Source organism: Streptomyces sp. TSRI0281, from assembly GCF_001905125.1.
In the GTDB taxonomy this organism is placed as follows: domain Bacteria; phylum Actinomycetota; class Actinomycetes; order Streptomycetales; family Streptomycetaceae; genus Streptomyces.
On sequence record NZ_LWLE01000016.1, the window covers coordinates 1 to 17,819 of the forward strand.

Annotated in this window: 19 protein-coding genes; 10 read left to right on the plus strand and 9 right to left on the minus strand. The window is 70.0% G+C overall.

The window, feature by feature from the left end; translation table 11 throughout:
• Positions 1-9: 9 nt before the first annotated feature.
• Positions 10-816, minus strand: coding sequence for an NAD(P)/FAD-dependent oxidoreductase (locus A6A29_RS22455; RefSeq protein WP_073722329.1), 807 nt, complete (start codon positions 814-816; stop codon positions 10-12).
• A gap of 440 nt (positions 817-1,256) precedes the next feature.
• Positions 1,257-1,592, minus strand: a complete 336-nt coding sequence (imm45, locus tag A6A29_RS22460; RefSeq protein WP_073722330.1) for an Imm45 family immunity protein — start codon at positions 1,590-1,592, stop codon at positions 1,257-1,259.
• 161 nt (positions 1,593-1,753) lie between these two features.
• Between imm45 and A6A29_RS22465 the strand changes: the two genes are divergently transcribed.
• On the plus strand, positions 1,754-2,104 hold the full coding sequence (locus tag A6A29_RS22465; protein ID WP_073722331.1) for a DUF4333 domain-containing protein: 351 nt from the start codon (positions 1,754-1,756) through the stop codon (positions 2,102-2,104).
• A gap of 250 nt (positions 2,105-2,354) precedes the next feature.
• Here the strand turns inward: A6A29_RS22465 and A6A29_RS44875 are convergent, their stop codons facing one another.
• On the minus strand, positions 2,355-2,585 hold the full coding sequence (locus A6A29_RS44875) for a hypothetical protein (protein ID WP_143197032.1): 231 nt from the start codon (positions 2,583-2,585) through the stop codon (positions 2,355-2,357).
• A gap of 204 nt (positions 2,586-2,789) precedes the next feature.
• Between A6A29_RS44875 and A6A29_RS22475 the strand changes: the two genes are divergently transcribed.
• Both A6A29_RS22475 and A6A29_RS22480 read left to right on the plus strand, forming a co-directional pair.
• Positions 2,790-3,851 (plus strand): ATP-binding protein, encoded by a 1,062-nt coding sequence (locus A6A29_RS22475; RefSeq protein WP_073722333.1) that lies wholly within the window; start codon positions 2,790-2,792, stop codon positions 3,849-3,851.
• Entirely contained in the window at positions 3,848-5,650 is a 1,803-nt protein-coding gene (locus A6A29_RS22480) for a vWA domain-containing protein (protein WP_073722334.1), read from the plus strand. The genes A6A29_RS22475 and A6A29_RS22480 overlap by 4 nt, the downstream gene beginning before the upstream one ends.
• A 177-nt stretch (positions 5,651-5,827) precedes the next feature.
• Here the strand turns inward: A6A29_RS22480 and A6A29_RS22485 are convergent, their stop codons facing one another.
• Positions 5,828-6,517: a nitroreductase gene (locus A6A29_RS22485; protein WP_073722335.1), complete on the minus strand. Its 690-nt coding sequence runs from the start codon at positions 6,515-6,517 to the stop codon at positions 5,828-5,830.
• A gap of 106 nt (positions 6,518-6,623) precedes the next feature.
• Between A6A29_RS22485 and A6A29_RS22490 the strand changes: the two genes are divergently transcribed.
• The 4 genes from A6A29_RS22490 to A6A29_RS48135 all read left to right on the plus strand — a co-directional run bounded on the left by A6A29_RS22490 (position 6,624) and on the right by A6A29_RS48135 (position 9,509).
• Positions 6,624-7,229 carry a TetR/AcrR family transcriptional regulator gene (locus A6A29_RS22490; RefSeq protein ID WP_198953138.1) on the plus strand — a complete coding sequence of 202 codons (606 nt, stop codon included), beginning with the start codon at positions 6,624-6,626 and terminating at the stop codon, positions 7,227-7,229.
• 222 nt (positions 7,230-7,451) lie between these two features.
• Positions 7,452-8,048: an SMI1/KNR4 family protein gene (locus A6A29_RS22495; RefSeq protein WP_073722336.1), complete on the plus strand. Its 597-nt coding sequence runs from the start codon at positions 7,452-7,454 to the stop codon at positions 8,046-8,048.
• A gap of 133 nt (positions 8,049-8,181) precedes the next feature.
• A complete protein-coding gene (locus A6A29_RS22500; protein WP_073722337.1) occupies positions 8,182-8,616 on the plus strand; it encodes a VOC family protein in 435 nt (144 codons plus the stop codon).
• A gap of 410 nt (positions 8,617-9,026) precedes the next feature.
• Positions 9,027-9,509: a sensor histidine kinase gene (locus A6A29_RS48135; protein WP_073722338.1), complete on the plus strand. Its 483-nt coding sequence runs from the start codon at positions 9,027-9,029 to the stop codon at positions 9,507-9,509.
• 211 nt (positions 9,510-9,720) lie between these two features.
• Here A6A29_RS48135 and A6A29_RS22510 read toward each other — a convergent pair whose 3' ends face one another.
• The 5 genes from A6A29_RS22510 to A6A29_RS45355 form a co-directional block, all read right to left on the minus strand.
• The gene (locus A6A29_RS22510; protein ID WP_073722339.1) at positions 9,721-9,924 is read right to left on the minus strand and encodes a hypothetical protein; all 204 of its coding nucleotides are present in this window, start codon (positions 9,922-9,924) and stop codon (positions 9,721-9,723) included.
• 230 nt (positions 9,925-10,154) lie between these two features.
• Complete coding sequence (locus A6A29_RS22515) at positions 10,155-12,221, minus strand: WD40 repeat domain-containing serine/threonine protein kinase (protein WP_073722340.1); 2,067 nt, start codon at positions 12,219-12,221, stop codon at positions 10,155-10,157.
• Positions 12,222-12,261: 40 nt separating this feature from the next.
• A complete protein-coding gene (locus tag A6A29_RS22520; RefSeq protein ID WP_073722341.1) occupies positions 12,262-14,232 on the minus strand; it encodes a WD40 repeat domain-containing serine/threonine protein kinase in 1,971 nt (656 codons plus the stop codon).
• Between the two features lie 232 nt (positions 14,233-14,464).
• The gene (locus A6A29_RS45350) at positions 14,465-14,605 is read right to left on the minus strand and encodes a hypothetical protein (protein ID WP_158074442.1); all 141 of its coding nucleotides are present in this window, start codon (positions 14,603-14,605) and stop codon (positions 14,465-14,467) included.
• Between the two features lie 16 nt (positions 14,606-14,621).
• Positions 14,622-15,041 carry a histidine phosphatase family protein gene (locus A6A29_RS45355; RefSeq protein WP_158074443.1) on the minus strand — a complete coding sequence of 140 codons (420 nt, stop codon included), beginning with the start codon at positions 15,039-15,041 and terminating at the stop codon, positions 14,622-14,624.
• Positions 15,042-15,075: 34 nt separating this feature from the next.
• On the opposite strand from A6A29_RS45355, the gene A6A29_RS45360 reads away from it, so the two are divergent.
• From A6A29_RS45360 to A6A29_RS22540, 3 genes are all read left to right on the plus strand, one after another.
• Positions 15,076-15,507, plus strand: a complete 432-nt coding sequence (locus A6A29_RS45360; protein WP_073722343.1) for a hypothetical protein — start codon at positions 15,076-15,078, stop codon at positions 15,505-15,507.
• Between the two features lie 234 nt (positions 15,508-15,741).
• The gene (locus tag A6A29_RS22535) at positions 15,742-16,152 is read left to right on the plus strand and encodes a RidA family protein (RefSeq protein WP_073722344.1); all 411 of its coding nucleotides are present in this window, start codon (positions 15,742-15,744) and stop codon (positions 16,150-16,152) included.
• A gap of 392 nt (positions 16,153-16,544) precedes the next feature.
• Complete coding sequence (locus A6A29_RS22540) at positions 16,545-17,768, plus strand: MFS transporter (protein ID WP_073722345.1); 1,224 nt, start codon at positions 16,545-16,547, stop codon at positions 17,766-17,768.
• Positions 17,769-17,819: the final 51 nt, after the last annotated feature.

Here is a 17,819-nt window from a genome sequence, read left to right on the forward strand (position 1 = left end):
CCCAGTGGGTCAAAGTTCGACCGCCCAAACTGGGTCAGGATTCAGCCGCCGCCGACAGTGCCGGGCGGACGGCCGGATCTCGAAATCCGGCGTGGACACCACTCGGTCCAGGCGTAGTTCCGGTGCGGAGAAAATGAAGCGCGCGGCCGGTACACCGGGCACTTCGATGTGCTCGCCGAGCTGCTCCGCGAGGGCGGGCAGGCCCGTTCCGCAGGCGAGCACGATCCGATCGATCGTGAGTGCCGCTCCGGTGCCCTGAAGCTCGTAGCCGCCTGCCCGCCGTGCCCGGATGCGATCCACCCGAGCGGCGACGACGGTGGCCCCGCCCGCCCGCGCGCGGGCGAGGAACGCGTGGCGCAGGTCGCCCGGCTCGACCATGCCCTCGTCGCTCGCGTGCGCGACGACCGGCGGCGGAACCCGCAGGCCGGGAAGGATCTGCCGCAGAGCCCCCGCCTCGACGGTCGCGACGTCGGGGCCTGATCGCTCGGCGAACCGAGCCGTCGCGGTTGCGGTCGATGCCCAGCTCACGGCGCCGTTCCAGGTGATGATGCCACGCAACGGCGGCCTCGCCGTGACGCTGCGCAGCACGCCGAGCGACCGGGCGAGCTCGTCCCGGTCGCGCGTGCCCGACGGCGGCTCCGCCGCCGACCCGTGCGAGTTGAGCCAGCCGAACGCCACATCCGTCACCGGTGGCCGTGACTCCTCCGCCGTGCAGACCACGACGGACAGGCCGCGGCGCACCAGTTCGTCAGCCACCGCCGCTCCCAGTACGCCCGAGCCGACCACGGCCACGCGCATCACGCTCTCCCGAACCATTCGCCCACCTTCATTTCCTCGGCGATCGCCGCCGGCACACCATCGCCATGGACGACGGCGGCGCGGTCAGCTGCCGTGAGGATGCCCCTGATGTCCCGCGGTCCGCAGGTCCATGTCCGGGACAGTCTCGCAGCAACACTCAGGCTGTGCTGATGACGTGCGTTGCCCATCCGGCTTGATCGACTGAAAGGTGCTGGCACCTTCGCCTGGTCGGCATTCCACGCGTCGACCGGCTGAGCACCGACCACTCGGCGCAGTGCCGCCGGAGTCAGGCGAGCGTGCGCCCGCGCGGGTGTACGGACGCCGCCGATGTCCCCGCATGCTGCGAAGGAGGTACAGGCCCACCACCTGCACCAGCGCATTGGGTTTTGGTGTTGCTGGTGCAGGTGGGTCGGGCACAGGTCCCGTAATCACCGGGGTGACCTGTCAGCCGCTCATGGCTATCTGTGCTGCTGCGACGGCGAGTAGTTGGCACAGACCAGAATCTTCCCGACGTCGGTCTCCGCGTATACCTTGGCCGTCCTGTTGCCGCGCAGCCACGAGGCGGACAGCGCCCACGGCCGCCCCGCCGGATACGCCTCGTCCGGCAGGGACACCACCCACAGCCCGGCCTTGTAGCCACTCGTCACGATGAGCCCCATCCGATCGTCGGCACCCGGTGGCAGCTCCGCGAGCATGAACTCGACAGTCTCCTCGTACGGCCACCGGGCCGGGAGTTGGAAGACGGCTCCGCGTGCAATCTCCTCCGGATGTCCACCGAGCAGGATCCACTTCATGGCCAGGATGCTATTCATGTTGTCCCCACCCGGTTTCTGCAGTCATGTTTCTCTCCGGCCGCGCAGGCAGTGGCGCGGGAGCACTCCGCAGGGACTGAGAGGCGCGTTCATCTCACCACAGGGGGTTGTATGAGCACGGACAGCCGGATAGGACTGTCCGCGTGACTGATCAACGCAGCTTCGCCCGGACCGTCATCGCGCTCTCCCTGGCCGTGATCGCCTGTTGTGCGCTCACTTTCATCATCATGCTGCTGGCCGGGAGTCCCGCCGTGCAGCCGCAGCGCGTCCTGGATCAGGACGCGCTCTCGCGGGCCGTGCTCAACAACGTCAATTCCGCCGACTTCGCCAAGCCCCCGACCATCGACGATGTCAGCTGCCCCGCTTCCATCCCCGTCGAGGCGGGCCGGGAGTTCGAGTGCAAGGTCGACGGTGTCGGCGACGGCAGCAGAAGCGGCCATGCCTGGGTCAAGGTGAAGATCAAGGACGATCAGGGCGGCCTGTCACTGGGCTGAGGAACGGCAGAGGAAGCGGGACCGTAGCCATGGCATTGGGGCCGTCCCGGCCCCTGTCGGCGACAGTAGTGGACTGCCTAGAGCCCCAGGCCAGGGGCCAAGACCGTCAAACGCCTCGTGACTCTCAGGGCCATCCGCAAACCCGGAAGATCTTGGTGGCAACGTCCGAGTTCCTGGCCGCCTTCGCGATCAGAACACTCACCAGGCGCAGTGGTCGTCCACGCCGAACGGCAGAGGCGCGCCGCGTCACCTACCGCGCCCCTGCTGCGGTGGTGGCGCTGCCGGTGGCTGTGCCGAACTCCGTCGCCGTCGAATTCTCCCCCGCTGCCCGAAAGAGAAGGGAGAAGGTGGACGCCTTCAAGGCTGTGCCGCCCTTCGCGATCTCGAAGGTCCTCATGGAGTTCGCCCGGCCATTGTTCCCGCAGGTTGCCGACCACGTCGTCGATGCGGGCATGCCGTGGTGGCTGATGAACGCGGCCATGGAAGCCCCCACCGCCGCTCGGGGCGGACCGTCTTCGCGGGAGCCGAAGAGGAGGGCGAGGCCGGGCGTCTGCCAGTTGTTGTTGCCGGCGGAGCTGCTCAGCGAGTCGACACCGGCAGGGCAGGGGAAAACCAGGTGCCACTGTCCCCACCAGCCCCATACGCTGCTGGGCGAACAGGACATTCCCTCGGAGGAGCCCACCACTTGCAAGCCGCAGTCACCGTCACCCCCACCCAGATCCCGGACCTCCTCCTGGGCCTCGCCACAGTCCGCCCGGTATTCCTCTGGGGCGCCCCCGGCATCGGGAAGTCCTCCCTGGTAAGGAAGTTCGCCGACTCCCTGGGCCTGGAGTGCGTAAGCCTGCTGGGCACTCAGCTCGCCCCTGAAGACCTGATCGGTGTGCCGCAGATCCGAGACGGCCGCTCCGTGTTCTGCCCGCCGGAGGCAATTGCCCGCGACGAGCCGTACTGCCTCTTCCTGGACGAGCTGAACGCCGCGAGCCCGGATGTGCAGAAGGCGTTCTACTCGCTCATCCTCGACCGCAGGATCGGCAACTACGAGCTCCCGGCAGGATCGATCGTGATCGGCGCCGGCAACCGCGCCACCGACAACGCCCTGGCACGCCCCATCGCCTCCGCACTCGTCAACCGGCTCACCCACGTCCACCTGCGTGCCTCCGCCATCGACTGGCTGGTGTGGGCGGGCGAGAACGGCATCCACCCCTGGGTGGTGGACTACCTCTCCGACCGGCCCGACCACCTGTGGTCACAGCCGCCCAAGACCGAGGAGCCGTTCTCCACGCCCCGCTCCTGGCACATGCTCTCCGACGCGCTGCACTCCTTCGGGGCGGGGCTGGACGAGGAGACCCTGAAGATCGTGGCCCACGGGACGCTGACCCCCGCCCATGCCGTCTCCTTCTGCGGGTACGCCAAGATCGTGCGACATACCTACGGCATTGAGGCGATCATCAAGGGAGACGCCTCCTGGCCCCGCCGCATCGAGGACCGCGACCTGCTCTACTACCTCGCCGAGGCGTTCCGGGGGCGGCTCGTCAAGGAGCTCCCGGCCCGGCGCGAGCACGCCTCTGCCGCCGTGCGCGAGACCTCCTACCGCGCCAAGTCGCTGCTCGTCCAGCTCGCCGAGATCTCCGTCGAGGTCGCACAGACCGTCATCGCCGAGGACGCCGACGGCAACCCGGTGCTGCCCGCCTGGTTCCTGGTGGAGGCCGCCCGCGACATGCCGCGCCTGGTCGAGGCCCGGCGTTGAGCCGGTCCCGCAAGCAAGGCGCTGACCGCCCCGACCCGGCCGCCGAGGCCTTCGCCGCCGGCGCCGACCTGGTGCGCCGCAACCCCGCCCTCGCAGCCGTCGACGCCAACTTCGTCCGCACCAAGGGCAACGCCGACGCCCCTGGCCAGGGCCTCGTCCGGGCAGACTCCAACGGGCGGGTGAACGTCCACCCCACCCGCCGAGCCGAACCCGGCGAGTGGGCCTGGGCGCTCGCCCATGCCCTCCTCCACCTCGGCTTCGGCCACCTCCCCGCCGCCAAGGAGCCCCGCGAACAGCCGGACCGCTTCGACCTCGCCGCCCGCTGCACCGTCGTCAACCGCTTCCTCGCCACCTTCCCCATCGGCACCGCCCCCGACCACCTCCCCGAGAGTTACCCCGACGGCGACGAGGAGCAGCTCGCCGCCCGCTGGCGCAGGACCGGCGTCCCGGCCGCCTACGAGCGGTGCGGCACCGCGGACGGCGAACCCGACCAGCTGCTGGTCCAGTGGCCGCACTGGGACACCGCCCTGCCCGACCGGCAACTCGCCTTCGCGTATGCCCTGACCCGTACGGTCTCCGCCGCGATGGACGTCGCGGGAGGCCGCCGGGACCGGCTCACCGGTGAGCGCGTCGCCCAGCGTCCCTGGGACCGCGCCCTCAACTGGTTCGTCTCGTCCTACCCGCTGCTCGGCGGCCTCGCGGCCGGACTGACCGTCGTCGCCGACGCCGAACTCGCCCGCGTGCACGACATCTCCGTGGCAGCGGTGGACGCCACCGCCGGCGAGATCTACATCAACCCGCTCAAGCGGTTCACGGACGAGGAGTGGCAGTTCATCCTCGCCCACGAGATGCTGCACGCCGCCTTGCGCCACGGCGGGCGCCGCGGCGCCCGCGACCACTATCTCTTCAACGTCGCCGCCGACTACGTCATCAATGGCTGGCTGGTTGGGATGAGCGTCGGCGCGATGCCCGAAGGGCTGCTGTACGACGCCGAGTTGAAGGGACTGTCGACCGAGGAGGTGTACGACCGGATCGCCCCCGGGCTGCGGCGTGGCCGACGCCTTGCGACCCTGCGCGGCAAAGGCGCCGGCGACATCCTGGGCGAACCACTGCCCGGACGGACCGCCGACCCTGTCGACCTCGACGAGTTCTATCGGCGCGCCCTCTTCCAGGGCCACCAGCTGCACACCGACCGACAGCGTGGCCTGCTACCGGCCGGACTGGTCCAGGAGATTCGCGCACTCGCCCACCCGCCTGTCCCGTGGGATGCCCAACTGGCGCGTTGGTTCGACGAGTTCGTTCCCCGGCCCGAGCCGGTACGCAGCTACTCCCGGCCCGCCCGGCGCCAGGCCTCGACCCCCGACATCCCGCGCGCGGGCCGTTACTTCTGGCCCGAGGAGGTCGCCCGCTGCACCTTCGGCGTCGTCCTGGACACCTCGGGCTCGATGTCCGGCCCGCTGCTCGCCAAGGCGCTGGGCGCGATCGCCTCCTACGCCGCCGCCCGCGACGTGCCGGCCGCCCGAGTGGTGTTCTGCGACGCCGCCGCCTACGACGCCGGGTACCTGGCGCCGACGGAGATCGCCGGGCGGGTGCGGGTCAGGGGACGCGGCGGCACGGTCCTGCAACCCGGCATCGACCTGCTGCAGCGGGCCGACGACTTCCCGCCGACGGCCCCCGTCCTGGTGATCACCGACGGCTGGTGCGACGTGCTGCGGGTCCGCCGCGAGCACGCCTACCTGATCCCGGAGGGCGCGGGGCTGCCGTTCACCCCGCGCGGACCGGTCTTCCGGGTGCGCTGAGCGGCAGGGCCGCGTACGGCAAGGCCTCCCCGAACTCGCCCGGTCCGTCACCATGGCGTCCACCACGCCATGCTCGGCATCCCCCGCCAGCACAACCTCGCCCTCGCCGGGACAGTCGGGTGGCCGGCAAGGAACAGGTACATCAGATCGGCCCTCAGATCATTTACGGCACAGCGCTCAGTCGTGGAAGGCCGTAGTCGACTCGACTGGAGCCCGCTCGGTTCTCACTCGATTCACCGGTGCGGACTCGTCGGCATAGCCGAAGGAGATGCCGACGAGCAGCTTTCCTCCGGTGACACCGAGTTCAGCGCGGACGGTGTCGGCGTAGAAGCTCAACAGCCCTTGTGGGCAGCTGTCCACGCCGTACCCGGTCATCGCCAGGAGCAGTGTCTGCAGGTAGGCGCCGGCATCCGCGGCCAGCCGCGCCTCTCCGTCACCGTGGACGAAGAGGAACGCCGCGTGTGGCGCGCCGTAGAAGCGCAGGCTCTCCAAGTCGTAGGCCGCACGTGCCGCGTGATCGTCGGGGCCGATGCCCAACGCCCCGTACAGTTCGGCGCCGAACGCCGCCCGACGTGTCTGGTGCACCTGCGCGTACATCCCCTCGGAATACGGGAAGTCCACCGAGGTGCGCCTCTCGGCGTGGGCCGTCCGCAAGGCATCGGTCAGGCGCTGACGTGCCGCCCCGCTCACCACCTCCAGCTGCCACGGCTGGGCGTTGGAGTTGGACGGCGCGGTGCCGGCCAGCGAGAGGATCCTGCGCATCGTGTCCTCGGGTACGGCTTCCGGACGGAACGCGCGGGTCGCGTGGCGGCCGCGTATCAACTTCTCCGCGGAGCCGCTCAGCTCAGTGGGGACGACCTTGCTCATGTGACTCCTTGGTGACGGAGAGCCTCTGTAAACGGAACCGTTTACATCCAGGCGTCACCATAGCGCGGCCTCCTGGACGAAGTAAACGAGTGCGTATACTTCATTCATGGATACGACCGTGAGTACGACGGCCACGACATCCCAGCGGCGGGGGCGTGGAGGGCGGGAGCGCATTCTGGCTGCCGCCGCCCTGCTGTTCGCGACCCAGGGCATCAACGCGACCGGCATGGAACAGATCGCGAAGGAAGCGCCGGTGTCCAAGCGGACGCTCTACGCGCACTTCCGTACCAAGGACGATCTGGTCATCGCGCACTTGCGGGGCCTCGTACTCTCGGGGGCCACGCTGGAAAGCGTGCTGACCCGCGAGGACATCCCGCCGCGCGACCGGATCCGCAAGCTGTTCGACCAGTCGGTGCCGGACGCGGCTCCGGTGCGCGGGTGTCCGTTCATCGATGCCGCAGCGGAGTTCCCCGACCCGGAGAGTACGGTGCACTCCTACGCCCGGGAGCAGAAGCTGCGCATGGTGGAACTGATCGTCGCCTTGGTGACGGAGCTGGGCTGCCGCGACCCCCTCTCGCTTGCCCAGCAATTGGCCACCCTCGCTGACGGGGCGGCCAGCCGCGCCATGGTGCTGGACGAAGCGGACTACGGCCGACACGCGTGGGCGGCAGCGGAAGTCCTCCTCGATCAAGCTCTACGGCGAACGAGCTGACAAGGCAGAAGCCCGCGCGGGCTTGCTCACAGGGCCCGTGGTGCGCAGGTGATTCGAAGAATCTGCCCAACTGTCATTAGGCGGAAGCGGTTGTGTTACAGGCAGAGCCGGACGAGCGCGGTTCTGATGACCGCTCCGATGCGCGTCGCACACCTTCTGCACGTCGGTGAGCTCGCTGCCCTTGGGTCCTGGTTACACGTCATGGAGCTGTAGCCTGCGCAGATGGTCAATACGCATGGGGTGAGGCTCGGCGCCAAGGCCGCACGTCTGCTGGCCCGGCTCGGGCGCACCGAGATCCGCTCAGGGCTGACGGAGCAGGAGTTGACCGGTATCGAAGCGCGGTTCGGGTTCGCGTTCGCCGATGACCACCGCGCATTTCTCGCGGTGGGGTTGCCCACGGGAGGGGGATGGCCCGACTGGCGCCACGGCAGAGCAGCCCAGCTCCGTTCCTGGCTCGACAGGCCGGTTGAGGACGTAATTTTCGCGGTGGTGGAGGCGGACTTCTGGCATCCGGGCTGGGGCACGCGCCCTGCCCGGCAGGCAGACGCCGTGGCAGGCGCGAGGGCGCATTTGGCGTCAGTTCCGCAGCTGGTTCCGGTCTACTCCCACCGCTACCTGCCCGCGGGCCGGGCAACATTCGCTCACCCGGTGTTGTCGATCCGCGGCGCCGACATCATCTCCTACGGATACGACCTCATCGACTACGTGCAGTGGGAGTTCGGCGGCCCGCAGGACAGGAGCGACGAGGGCCGACAGGTCGCTGATGCCACAGCAGCATTCTGGGCGGACTTCCTGTCCTGGTCGAACCGAGAAGGGTAAGAGGACCACGCACCGCTTGGCGCGGATGGGTCATGAGTACGGCACAGCAGCGGCCGGCAGAGACTGTCCTCCCGACAACATGCGGATCCACTCCGGGAGATGAGCAGCCAAGTCTCCCTGTTATGGTGCGCCGATGTCATCGATCAAGGAATTCCAGGTCACCTTCGACTGTGCAGAACCTGCGCGTCTCGCCAGTTTTTGGTGCGAGGTGTTGGGGTACGTCGTACCGCCGGTCCCGAAGGGGTTTGCCACTTGGGAGGACTATCATCGCTCGCTGCCGCCTGAGGATCAGGTCGTCTACTTCGCCTGCGGTGATCCCTCGGGAGCAGGCCCGCGTCTGCTCTTCCAACGCGTTCCCGAAGGGAAGATCGTCAAGAATCGGGTGCATCTCGACGTGCGGGCCGGCACCGGACTCGTAGGTGAGGAGCGCCTTGCCACACTGGAGGCCGAATGCGCACGACTGGTCGCGCTCGGTGCGAGACACGTACGAACGCTGCTTGCCGATGACGACAACGAGTCGTGCATCCACATGCAGGACATCGAGGGCAACGAGTTCTGTCTCGACTGAACATCCTCCGCGACCGTGATTTTGGGGGAGCCGCTACCCTCGGCCTTCTCTTCAAGGTTCGTTCCTGGTCACCGCGTAAGGCGTGCCGACCCCGTGCAACCGGTGCCGCGTGGCTGCCCGCACCGTCAACACGCCGGACAGTACGAGCGGCCACGCGGGTTTCCGCTGCGTCGGGGAGCGGTGGGGCGGAGGCCGCCGACGGGTGATGGAGCCATACTCACGGCGCCCGCTGCCGCGTCCCTATGCCGGATAGGGCAGCAGGCCGGCGTCGATCTTCTCCCAGGCTGCCTTGAGCTCGGCCACCAGTTGCGGTTCGTGTGCTGACCGGTCGGCGCACTCCCGCTGGTCCTGCTCCATGTCGTAGAGCGTGTCCGTGTCATTCTTGTCGGGAACCTGGAATCGGCCGCGCGGTGATACTTCCACTTGCCGCGGCGCCGGGCGCGCTCCTCGCGGGTGCGCCAGAAGAGATCCCGCTCGGGTCCCTTCTCGCCGGCCCGAGCGGCGGTAAGGCCACCTCGGCACCCGCCTCGGCGGACGAGGCGCGACTGCGGCAGGTGGTCAGCAACCTGGTCGGAAACGCGGTGAACCACACCCCGCCCGGCAGCGGCATCCGTGTCGGCGTCGGCTCGCTGGACGGCCACGCCGAGATCGAGATCGAGGACACGGGCCCCGGTCTGACGGCTGATGAGCAGGAGCGGGTCTTCGAGCGCTTCTACCGTGCGGACAACTCGCGCAGCCGCACGGCGGGCGGGGGTTCAGGACTCGGCCTCGCCATCGTCCACGCCCTCGTCAGCGCGCAGGGAGGCCGCATCGAACTGCGGTCGGAGCCCGAGGAAGGGTGCTGCTTCCGGGTCCTGCTGCCCCGGCTGAGCATCGAGACGCATGAGACGTGAGAGGCCGTTGCCGTACCGCCAAGTTCGCCCGGGGATCGAATGGGGGTTCCGTGTCGCGTGATCTTCCCGGGGCCGAGGCCGGGGGACCGGGCCTGGGCCGAGGTCGGGGCCGGGACCGGGGCATGAGGGCAGGGCCTCCCGGTCCCACGGAAGCGCCGACAGGGATTCGGCGCCAAAGCCGCAGCGCGGCGGGCGTAGCCCCGCGCCCGGGTCAGCTCCCATCGGTCCGGTACCCGGGAGGGCGCAAGAGGCTCAGCAGTTCGTCGTCCGTCGGGCGGTGAGTGTGGGCGAGGACGTCGCGGAGAAGGCTCACGTCCACCGGACCGTCGTAGCCTCGTACGGTGATCAGGAGGCTTCCCGCATCCTGGTACAGGGCGAGTGCCGGGTCGCTGTTGTCGGTGTTGTGCGTGACCACTCGGCGTAAACCGCGGCCGAGATCCGTGCAGGTCACAATTTTCGCGGCGCCGCAGCTCACGACGTCCAGCGGTTCCATCGAGTGATTCGCCTGGCATCAGAACAAGGCTTCCGATGGGTCTTCCCTTCCCGCCCGGCCACGGCCGACTCGGCCTCCATACGGTCGGCCCCCTCCCGCAACTCGTGCACGCGACGTCGAGCGCCCCTCTTGGGCCATGGGCTCCCCGTAGGTCATGGCAGGCGCCACAGAAGTACGGCGTCCTTGTCCGTATCGGTGACGGCGCTCATCAGTCCCGTCGCCAGCGTCTTGCCGTCCGGGCTGAACGCCACCGCCTCGACGGAGTTGGGGCATTCGAAGGTCGCCGTCTTCTTGCCGGAGACCGTGTCCCATACGTGGGCCTTGCCGGCCTGGTCGCCGGCGGCCAGCAGTCTCCCCCTGGGGTGGAACGCCAGCGTGTGCAGCAAGCCTTCCACGCCGTCGAGTTGGACGACCGGCTGCCCGGAGTCGGTGTTCCAGACCTGGATCGTGCCGTTCATGTCCCCGTAGGCCAGGATCTGGCCGTCGGGGCTGAATGCCGCGAACTGGGCGGCCTCGCTGCCCTTGACGGTGGACAGGGGGGTGCCTGCCGGGTTCAGGGTGCGCAAGGGCTGGCCGGCGGCCAGCATCTTGCCGTCGTCCCTGAACGCCACCGGGCCGCCGGCCGTGTCCTTGCGGGTGCCGAGTGACGTACCGGAGCTGACGTCCCAGAGGTACAGGCCCGTGGAGGCGGTCGCCGCCACTGTGTTGTTGTTTTGGTCGATGGCCAGGCCGGTGGGCCATCCGTCCTCGCCCTCGGTCTTCGACTTCGCGACGCTGAACGTGTGGAGCGTCTTGCCGGTGGCCGTGCTCCAGATCCGGATCTTGTTCTCCTCCGCCCTCACCACGTACGTGAGGTCCCGGCTGATCAGGGTCGGCTGCAGGAATCCGGGGCTGCCGATGTACGTCGGCGTGGCCTTGCGGGTGGTCAGGTCCCAGCGGCAGACGGTGTTGCTACCGGTGGCGCAGAGCGACGTGCCGTCCGTGGAGAAGGCGAGGGCGCGTGTGGTGGCCAGCCCCTTGAGGGGTACGTACTCCTTGGTCGGCTTCGGCGGTGACGGACTTGCCGAACTCGATGAACCCGGCGATGAGGAGGGGGAGTTGTCCGATCCCTTGGCGCCCTGGTTCGTGCCGTCCGCGTCGCCCCTCCCGCGAAGGAGTGCCACCGTCCCCACGATCGCTGCCGCCGTCGCTCCTGCGCCGCCGATCAGCAGCGTGCGCCGGGACGGGCCGCGCTGCGTCGTGGTGGACGCGGCGGCAGGCGGGCCGTACCCCGGCGGGACCGGTGAGTCGCCCGGGGCCGTGGGCACGTAGAGACTCTGCTGCGGGCGTGGTGCGAGCGCGATCGTCTGTTCCGGGGCGGCCGACGGGGGTGTCGACGGCGGTGCCGGTATGCGCGGATCGGCGGGGGCCCCGGGCGTAGGGCCTCCCGCGAAGCGCCTCGGCAGAGCCGCGACCGACGGGCGTGCCGCCGGGTCCTTGGCCAGGCACTCCGCGAGGAGCCCGCGCAGGGCGCCGTCCACCCCGTCCAGCGCGGGCGGCTCGTCCAGGATGCGCTGGACCACCTCGATCAGTGTGGGCGCGTCGAACGGGCCCCGGCCCGTCGCCGCGAACGCGAGGACCGAACCGAGCGAGAAGACGTCGCTGGCCGCGCCCGCCCGGTCGGCGCGGATCTGTTCCGGCGACATGTACGCGTACGTGCCGATGATGGTGCCCGTCGCGGTGAGCGAGCTGGCGTCGACGGCCCGCGCGATGCCGAAGTCGATGATGCGGGGGCCGTCCTCGGCGAGGATGACGTTGCCGGGTTTGAGGTCGCGGTGGATCAGGCCGCACGTGTGGATCGCGGCGAGGCCCTCGGCGAGACCCGCGCCGAGCCGGAGTACGGCGTCGGGTGCGAGCGGGCCGTCGGCGTCGACGACCTCGTGCAGGTTCGGGCCCGCGATGAACGCCGTGACCAGCCAGGGGGATGCGGCGTCCGGGTCGGCGTCGACGACTTGCGCGGTGTGGAAGCCGCCCACGCGCCGGGCCGCCTCGACCTCGCGCGCGAAGCGCTGCCGGAACTCCGGGGTCGACGCGAGCTCCCGCTTGATCAGCTTCACGGCGACCTTCCGGCCGCCCGGCGACGTACCGAGGTAGACCGAGCCCATGCCGCCCTCGCCCAGTCTGCCTTCCAGACGGTAGGGGCCGACCCACTGCGGGTCGTCGGGCTTCAGCGCGTCCATGAGTACCATCCGGTCGGAGTACAGGGGGTGGGGGAAGGGATTACGCGAGCTTCCACAGCTGGACGGCCGGCACCGCGCCGTCGTCAGCGGAGAGCGGATTGAGCGCGGCCGCGAGCGTCCTGCCGTCCGGACTGAACGCCATGCCGCTGATCGAGGCGGTGAGCGGGGACTTCGGCGGGCCGCCGACCAAGGTGGCAGTGGTTCTGCCGGTGGACATGTTCCAGAGCGTGACGGAGCGGCCCACGGTGTCGACGCCCTCCATCTCCACGAAGCCCCCGGCGCCCGCGATCACGCCGCCCGCGCCCGTCCTGTCGGGTGCGTACGCCGCTGTGTTCACGTAGGCGTGCTGGTCGGTCAGCGTGCGTACGACGCGGCCGGTGCCGAGGTCGATGATGCGCACGCCGGGGCCGTTGGCGATGAGGGTGGTGCCGTCCCGGGCGAAGCGGACCTGGGAGCAGTTCTTGTCCCCGCCTGCGGGCAGAGCCTTGGTGAGGCGGCCGGTGCGGGCATCCCACAGCCGGATCATTCCCTCATCAAGGTCGGCGGCCACGCTGGCGAGCGTCGTGCCGTCGGGGCTGAACGACACCCAGTACATGCTTCCGGTGTGCCCGGTGAGCGTGGCCCTGGAGGCGCCGGTGGACGGGTTCACCAGCTCTACGCTGCTGCCGACGCCCACGGCGAGCGTCTTGCCGTCAGGGCTGAACGCCAGGCAGTTGACGCTGTCGTACTCACCTTTGTAGCGGCCGAGCACGCGCCTCGGCGCTCCGGTGCGTACGTCCCAGGTGCGCAGGGTCTGGTCGAAGCTGCCGGTGAGGAGGGTCCGGCCGTCGGGGCTGTAAGCCACGGACAGGATGTTGTCGGTGTGGCCCTCGTACGTGGTGATCAGACGGCCTGCGGCGGCGTCCCACAGGCGCACGGACCGGTCGTTGCTGCCGGTTGCCACCGTTGTGCCGTCCGGGGAGAAGGCGAGACAGCTGATCTCGTCCGTGTGGCCCTTGAGCTGGAGGGCCGGCTTGCTGAGGTCACGGGTGGAGGATGGCGGGGGGCGGCGCTTGCTGTCGGCTCTCCGTGCCGGCTCGGGGTCCGGCCACAGCAGGTACGCCGGGACCGCGACCGCTGCGGTGGCGGCAGCGCCGATTCCGCCGATCAGCACGGTGCGCCGACCCATTGGCCGCACGGGTACGGGTGTCGCGGAGTGTGCCGTCACCGAGAGACGGTGCAGGAGGTCCCGCGCTGTGGGGCGTGCGGCCGCGTCCTTGGGCAGGCAGGAGCTCACCACGGCGTGCAGGGCGCCGGACGGGGCGAGGCCGGTCAGCTCGGGCGGTTCGGCCGTGACCCGGTGCAGGATCCCCGGGACGGTCGACGCGTCGAACGGACCGCGGCCGGTGGCGGCGAAGACGAGGACCGAGCCGAGCGCGAACACATCGGTGGCCGGAGTGACGTGGGCCGGTGTGCGGATCTGTTCCGGGGACATGTAGGCGTACGTGCCGATGACGCTGCCCGTGTGCGTCATGGCCGTGGCCTCGGGGGCGTGCGCGATGCCGAAGTCGATGATGCGGGGGCCGTCCTCGGCGAGGATGACGTTGCCGGGTTTGAGGTCGCGGTGGATCAGGCCGCACGCGTGGATCGCGGCCAGGCCCTCGACGAGACCCGCGCCGAGCCGCAGCACGGCGTCGGGGTCGAGCGGGCCGTGCTCGCTGATCAGCTGCTGGAGCGTGGGCCCCGGGATGAACTGCGTTGCCAGCCAGGGGGATGCGGCGTCCGGGTCGGCGTCGACGACTTGCGCGGTGTGGAAGCCGCCCACGCGCCGGGCCGCCTCGACCTCGCGCGCGAACCGCTCGCGGAAGCGCGGAGCCGATGCGAGCCCGGACCGGATCAGCTTGACCGCGACCTGCCGCCCGGACGGTGACGTACCGAGGAAGACCCGCCCCATGCCGCCCTCGCCGAGGCGCCCGTCGAGGCGGTAGGGGCCCACGTGCCGTGGGTCGGACGGGCTCAGCGCATCCACCATGAGTTACTCGAATCCCCCTGCGACGGCGACGACTGCCGAAGATCGAACCCCCTGCGGATCCGATCACGCTCGGAATTGAACCACGCTCATTTCTCGTCAGCCGATCCGATTCCCGATCCGGTGCCGCGCAGGTGTTCTCGGCCCGGCGGTGGTGGCTCGCGAGGCCATGGGATGGGCGATGCGGTGCTTGAAGTTCCCCGTGATATTGGACACTTGATGCTTACACCGGAGCTCACGTGCTCGGCAACGCCACCACGGGACCGTGGGACTCGACGGTCAGCGCATCCGTGCCGAACCGCATCCGGTGCCGGCCGCCCCGGTCCACGACGGGCGGCGGGGACGCGTGGCCGTAGAGGGCAAGCGCCTGGGCCACAAGCACAGGGATGACATCACCGTGCGAGCAAGCCACCACGTGGCCCACCGGGGTGGGCGTTGCCCATCGCGATCAGCACCGCAAGGCCCGCCCCCGCCATCCAGGCTCCGCCCAGCTCCCGCCGGAACGGGGAGAAGAACCCTTCGGTCCATTCCCGCGGCTGGTAGCTGCCATCGGGGGTAGCCGGCCCCGGAGCGGTCACCACGCTCAGGCCGAAGGACCGGGCCAGCGGCTCCACCGTCTGCACACACCGTTTCGCCGGGCTGGAACAGATCGCATCGATGCCGTCCCGCATGACCGCGGCCAGGGAGCCGGACTGGCTCAGGCCCTGCGGGCTCAGTGGGCGCGCCGACTCCTTGCCCGTCCAACCCTCACGTGCGACCGACTGGGCATGGGGCACCAGATCCACCGTCAGGCTGTCCAGTGCCGTGATCATTCGCGGATCGTAGCCACCGCCGCCACCGACGTCCATGGAGATCGACTGGAGGCCGCCCGACGCACCGATGACCGGCGGTAGCCACAGGGGCGATGCCGTCGCTGGACAGGGCGAGGGATTCGGCCTGCTGACCGGCGAAGTCGGCCAGTACATTCGCACGGAGGGCAGCACGGTCGACACGGAGGACAACGCCCTGGTCGAGGTCAGGTGGCGCGGGCAATCGCGCACCCTCTTCTTCCAGGACGGTGCCTGCTTCACGCCCGGCCCCGTCCCGTACACGACGGTTCTCGCCACCTACACGAACAACCGGGCCGCCGCACTCGTCACCTCCTACGGCGCGGGCCGCGTCGCCGTCGTGGGACCCCACCCCGAGGCCACTGCCGACTGGTTCGAAGACCCCCCGCTCCCCTTCCACGACACCCACGACCTGGCATGGGACTTCGTCGGCAGCGTGCTGGCCGACTGACACCGCCCGCCAATGCCCTGCTCCAGAAGCATCGGTCGCCGCACCATACGGAGCCCCGCAGACCCAAGGCAGCAGGCGCCTGGCGGTGATCGGCAGTGATCAGCCGGCTCGTGAAGGTCGAGCGGAGGTGACGGCGCTGCGTGTGTGGGGGCGGCGAAGAAAAGGGAAGGCGGAACCGGCGGGGCGTTGGGAGGATGTCCGAGTTCACCACCCGATGGGAAGGACCCAACGACCATGGCTCGTGCCGTCACTTTGATCCGCTCCGACTCTCTGTCCGATGTCGCCGAGTACGCCTATGCGGCCACGGCGCCGGCCGAGTCACGGCTGATCTTTCTCGCCGGGGCGTGCCCGCTGAACGATGACGGCTCGACGGCAGCGGTCGGTGACTACGCGGGTCAGGCGAGGAAGGCCGTCGAGAACATGCAGGCTGCCCTCGCTGCGTCGGGTGCGTCGCTCCAGGACGTCATCAGCACAAGGGTTCTCGTGGCGTCGGCCCGACAGGAGGACCTGGTGGCTGCCTGGGAGGTAGTCCGGGACTCGTTCGCCGACCATGACGTCCCCAGCACCTTGATGGGCGTCACCGTGCTCGGCTACAAGGACCAGCTCGTCGAGATCGAGGCCGTCGCCGCCGTGCTCGATTCATGAGCCCACCGACAGCCGTGGCGGCATGAGCGTCTGACGCTGTCGGGGTTCTTGGAAATGGTGAAGCGTATGCGCTCTGCCCTGACCGCGTCCGTCCTTACCGGCGTCCGTCCCTACCCCCCCCCCGGACCTCCGCGTCCTGCTCGGCGCCGCCGGTTCCGCCCTCGCCAACGGCGGCACCAGGATCGTCGGCGCGTGAGCGCGGACGCAGGCAGTCCCCAGGAAGGCGCGCTCGCCGGCACGGTGCCCATGCCTCCGGCCTTCCCCGTACCCATGGGCAAGCGGCGTGCCGAACCGCTCTGCCGGACGGTCATCGCGGGGCCGGATGGCTGGTCGCCGACCCCGGAACCAGCCGGTGCGGCGGATTCCGGCCGAGTAGCTCGTACCGTGCTCGCATGACCGCACGTCACGGCGGGAGCCGCCGCCCCGGGTACCTCGTGGCGGCGGCGGTGTTCGCCGTGGGCATGGCGGGCACCACCCTGCCCACGCCGCTGTACGGGCTCTACCGCGCCCAGATCGGGTTCTCCGAGCTGATGGTGACGGTGGTGTTCGCTGTGTACGCGGTCGGCGTCATCACCTCTCTCCTGCTCGCGGGCGACTACTCCGACCAGGTGGGCCGTCGTCCTGTTGTCCTGTGCGCACTGGGTTTCGCCGCAGCCGCCGATCTGTGCTTTCTGTTCGAGGGCGGTCTGCCCCTGCTCTTCGCGGGCCGCCTGCTGTCGGGGTTCTCGGCCGGACTGCTCACCGGCGCGGCGACCGCCGCCGTCATGGAACTCGCCCCGCCGGACCGTGCGGTCCGGGCCGGGTTCGCGGCCACCGCGGCGAACATGGGCGGCCTGGGGTGCGGCACTCTGCTGGCCGGAATGCTCGCGCAGTACGCTCCGGCGCCGTTGCGGCTGCCTTTCGCGGTGCATCTGGCCCTGGTGGCCGCGGCCTGTATCCCGGCCTGGCTGCTGCCCGAGACCGTGACCCGTCCACGGCGGCTGCCCCACGGACGGCCCCAGGGGATGGCCGTGGCGCCTCAGGCGCGGGGGGTGTTCCCCTCGGCGGCGATCGCCGCTTTCGCAGGCTTCTCGCTGCTCGGGCTGTTCACCGCTGTCGCACCGAGCTTTGTGGCCGAGACGCTGAGGATCAATGATCTGGCCCTGTCCGGGGCGGTGGCCTTCTCCGCCTTCCTCGCCTCCACGCTGGGGCAGTTGCTGACCGGGCGACTGGGTGTGCGCCGGGCGCTGCCCACCGGATGTCTGACTCTCGTGGCCGGGCTGCTGCTCGTGGGTGCGTCGGTCGTGGTGGAGTCGCTTGTACTGCTGCTGGCCGGTGCGCTCGTTGGCGGTTTCGGTCAGGGGCTGGCCTTCCGGGCCGGTCTGACGGCGGTCGGTGATGCCACCCCGCGCGAGCACCGTGGGGGCACCCTTTCGGCGTTCTTCGTCGTCGCCTACATCGGAATCGCCGTGCCCGTGGTGGGTGTGGGAGCACTGACGCTCTGGCTGGGGCTGCGGGCCGCAAGCCTGATCTTCACGGCCGTGGTGACGGCCCTCGCCCTGAGCGTCGGCCTGTATCTGCTCCGCCGGCCCCGGCAGGGGACGGGGGACCAACCGACGGACGCCCCAGCCGGCTGAGCCGCGCCCGCGACGAGCAGCCCGCCGGGCGCCCGTCGGCTGGTGACACTG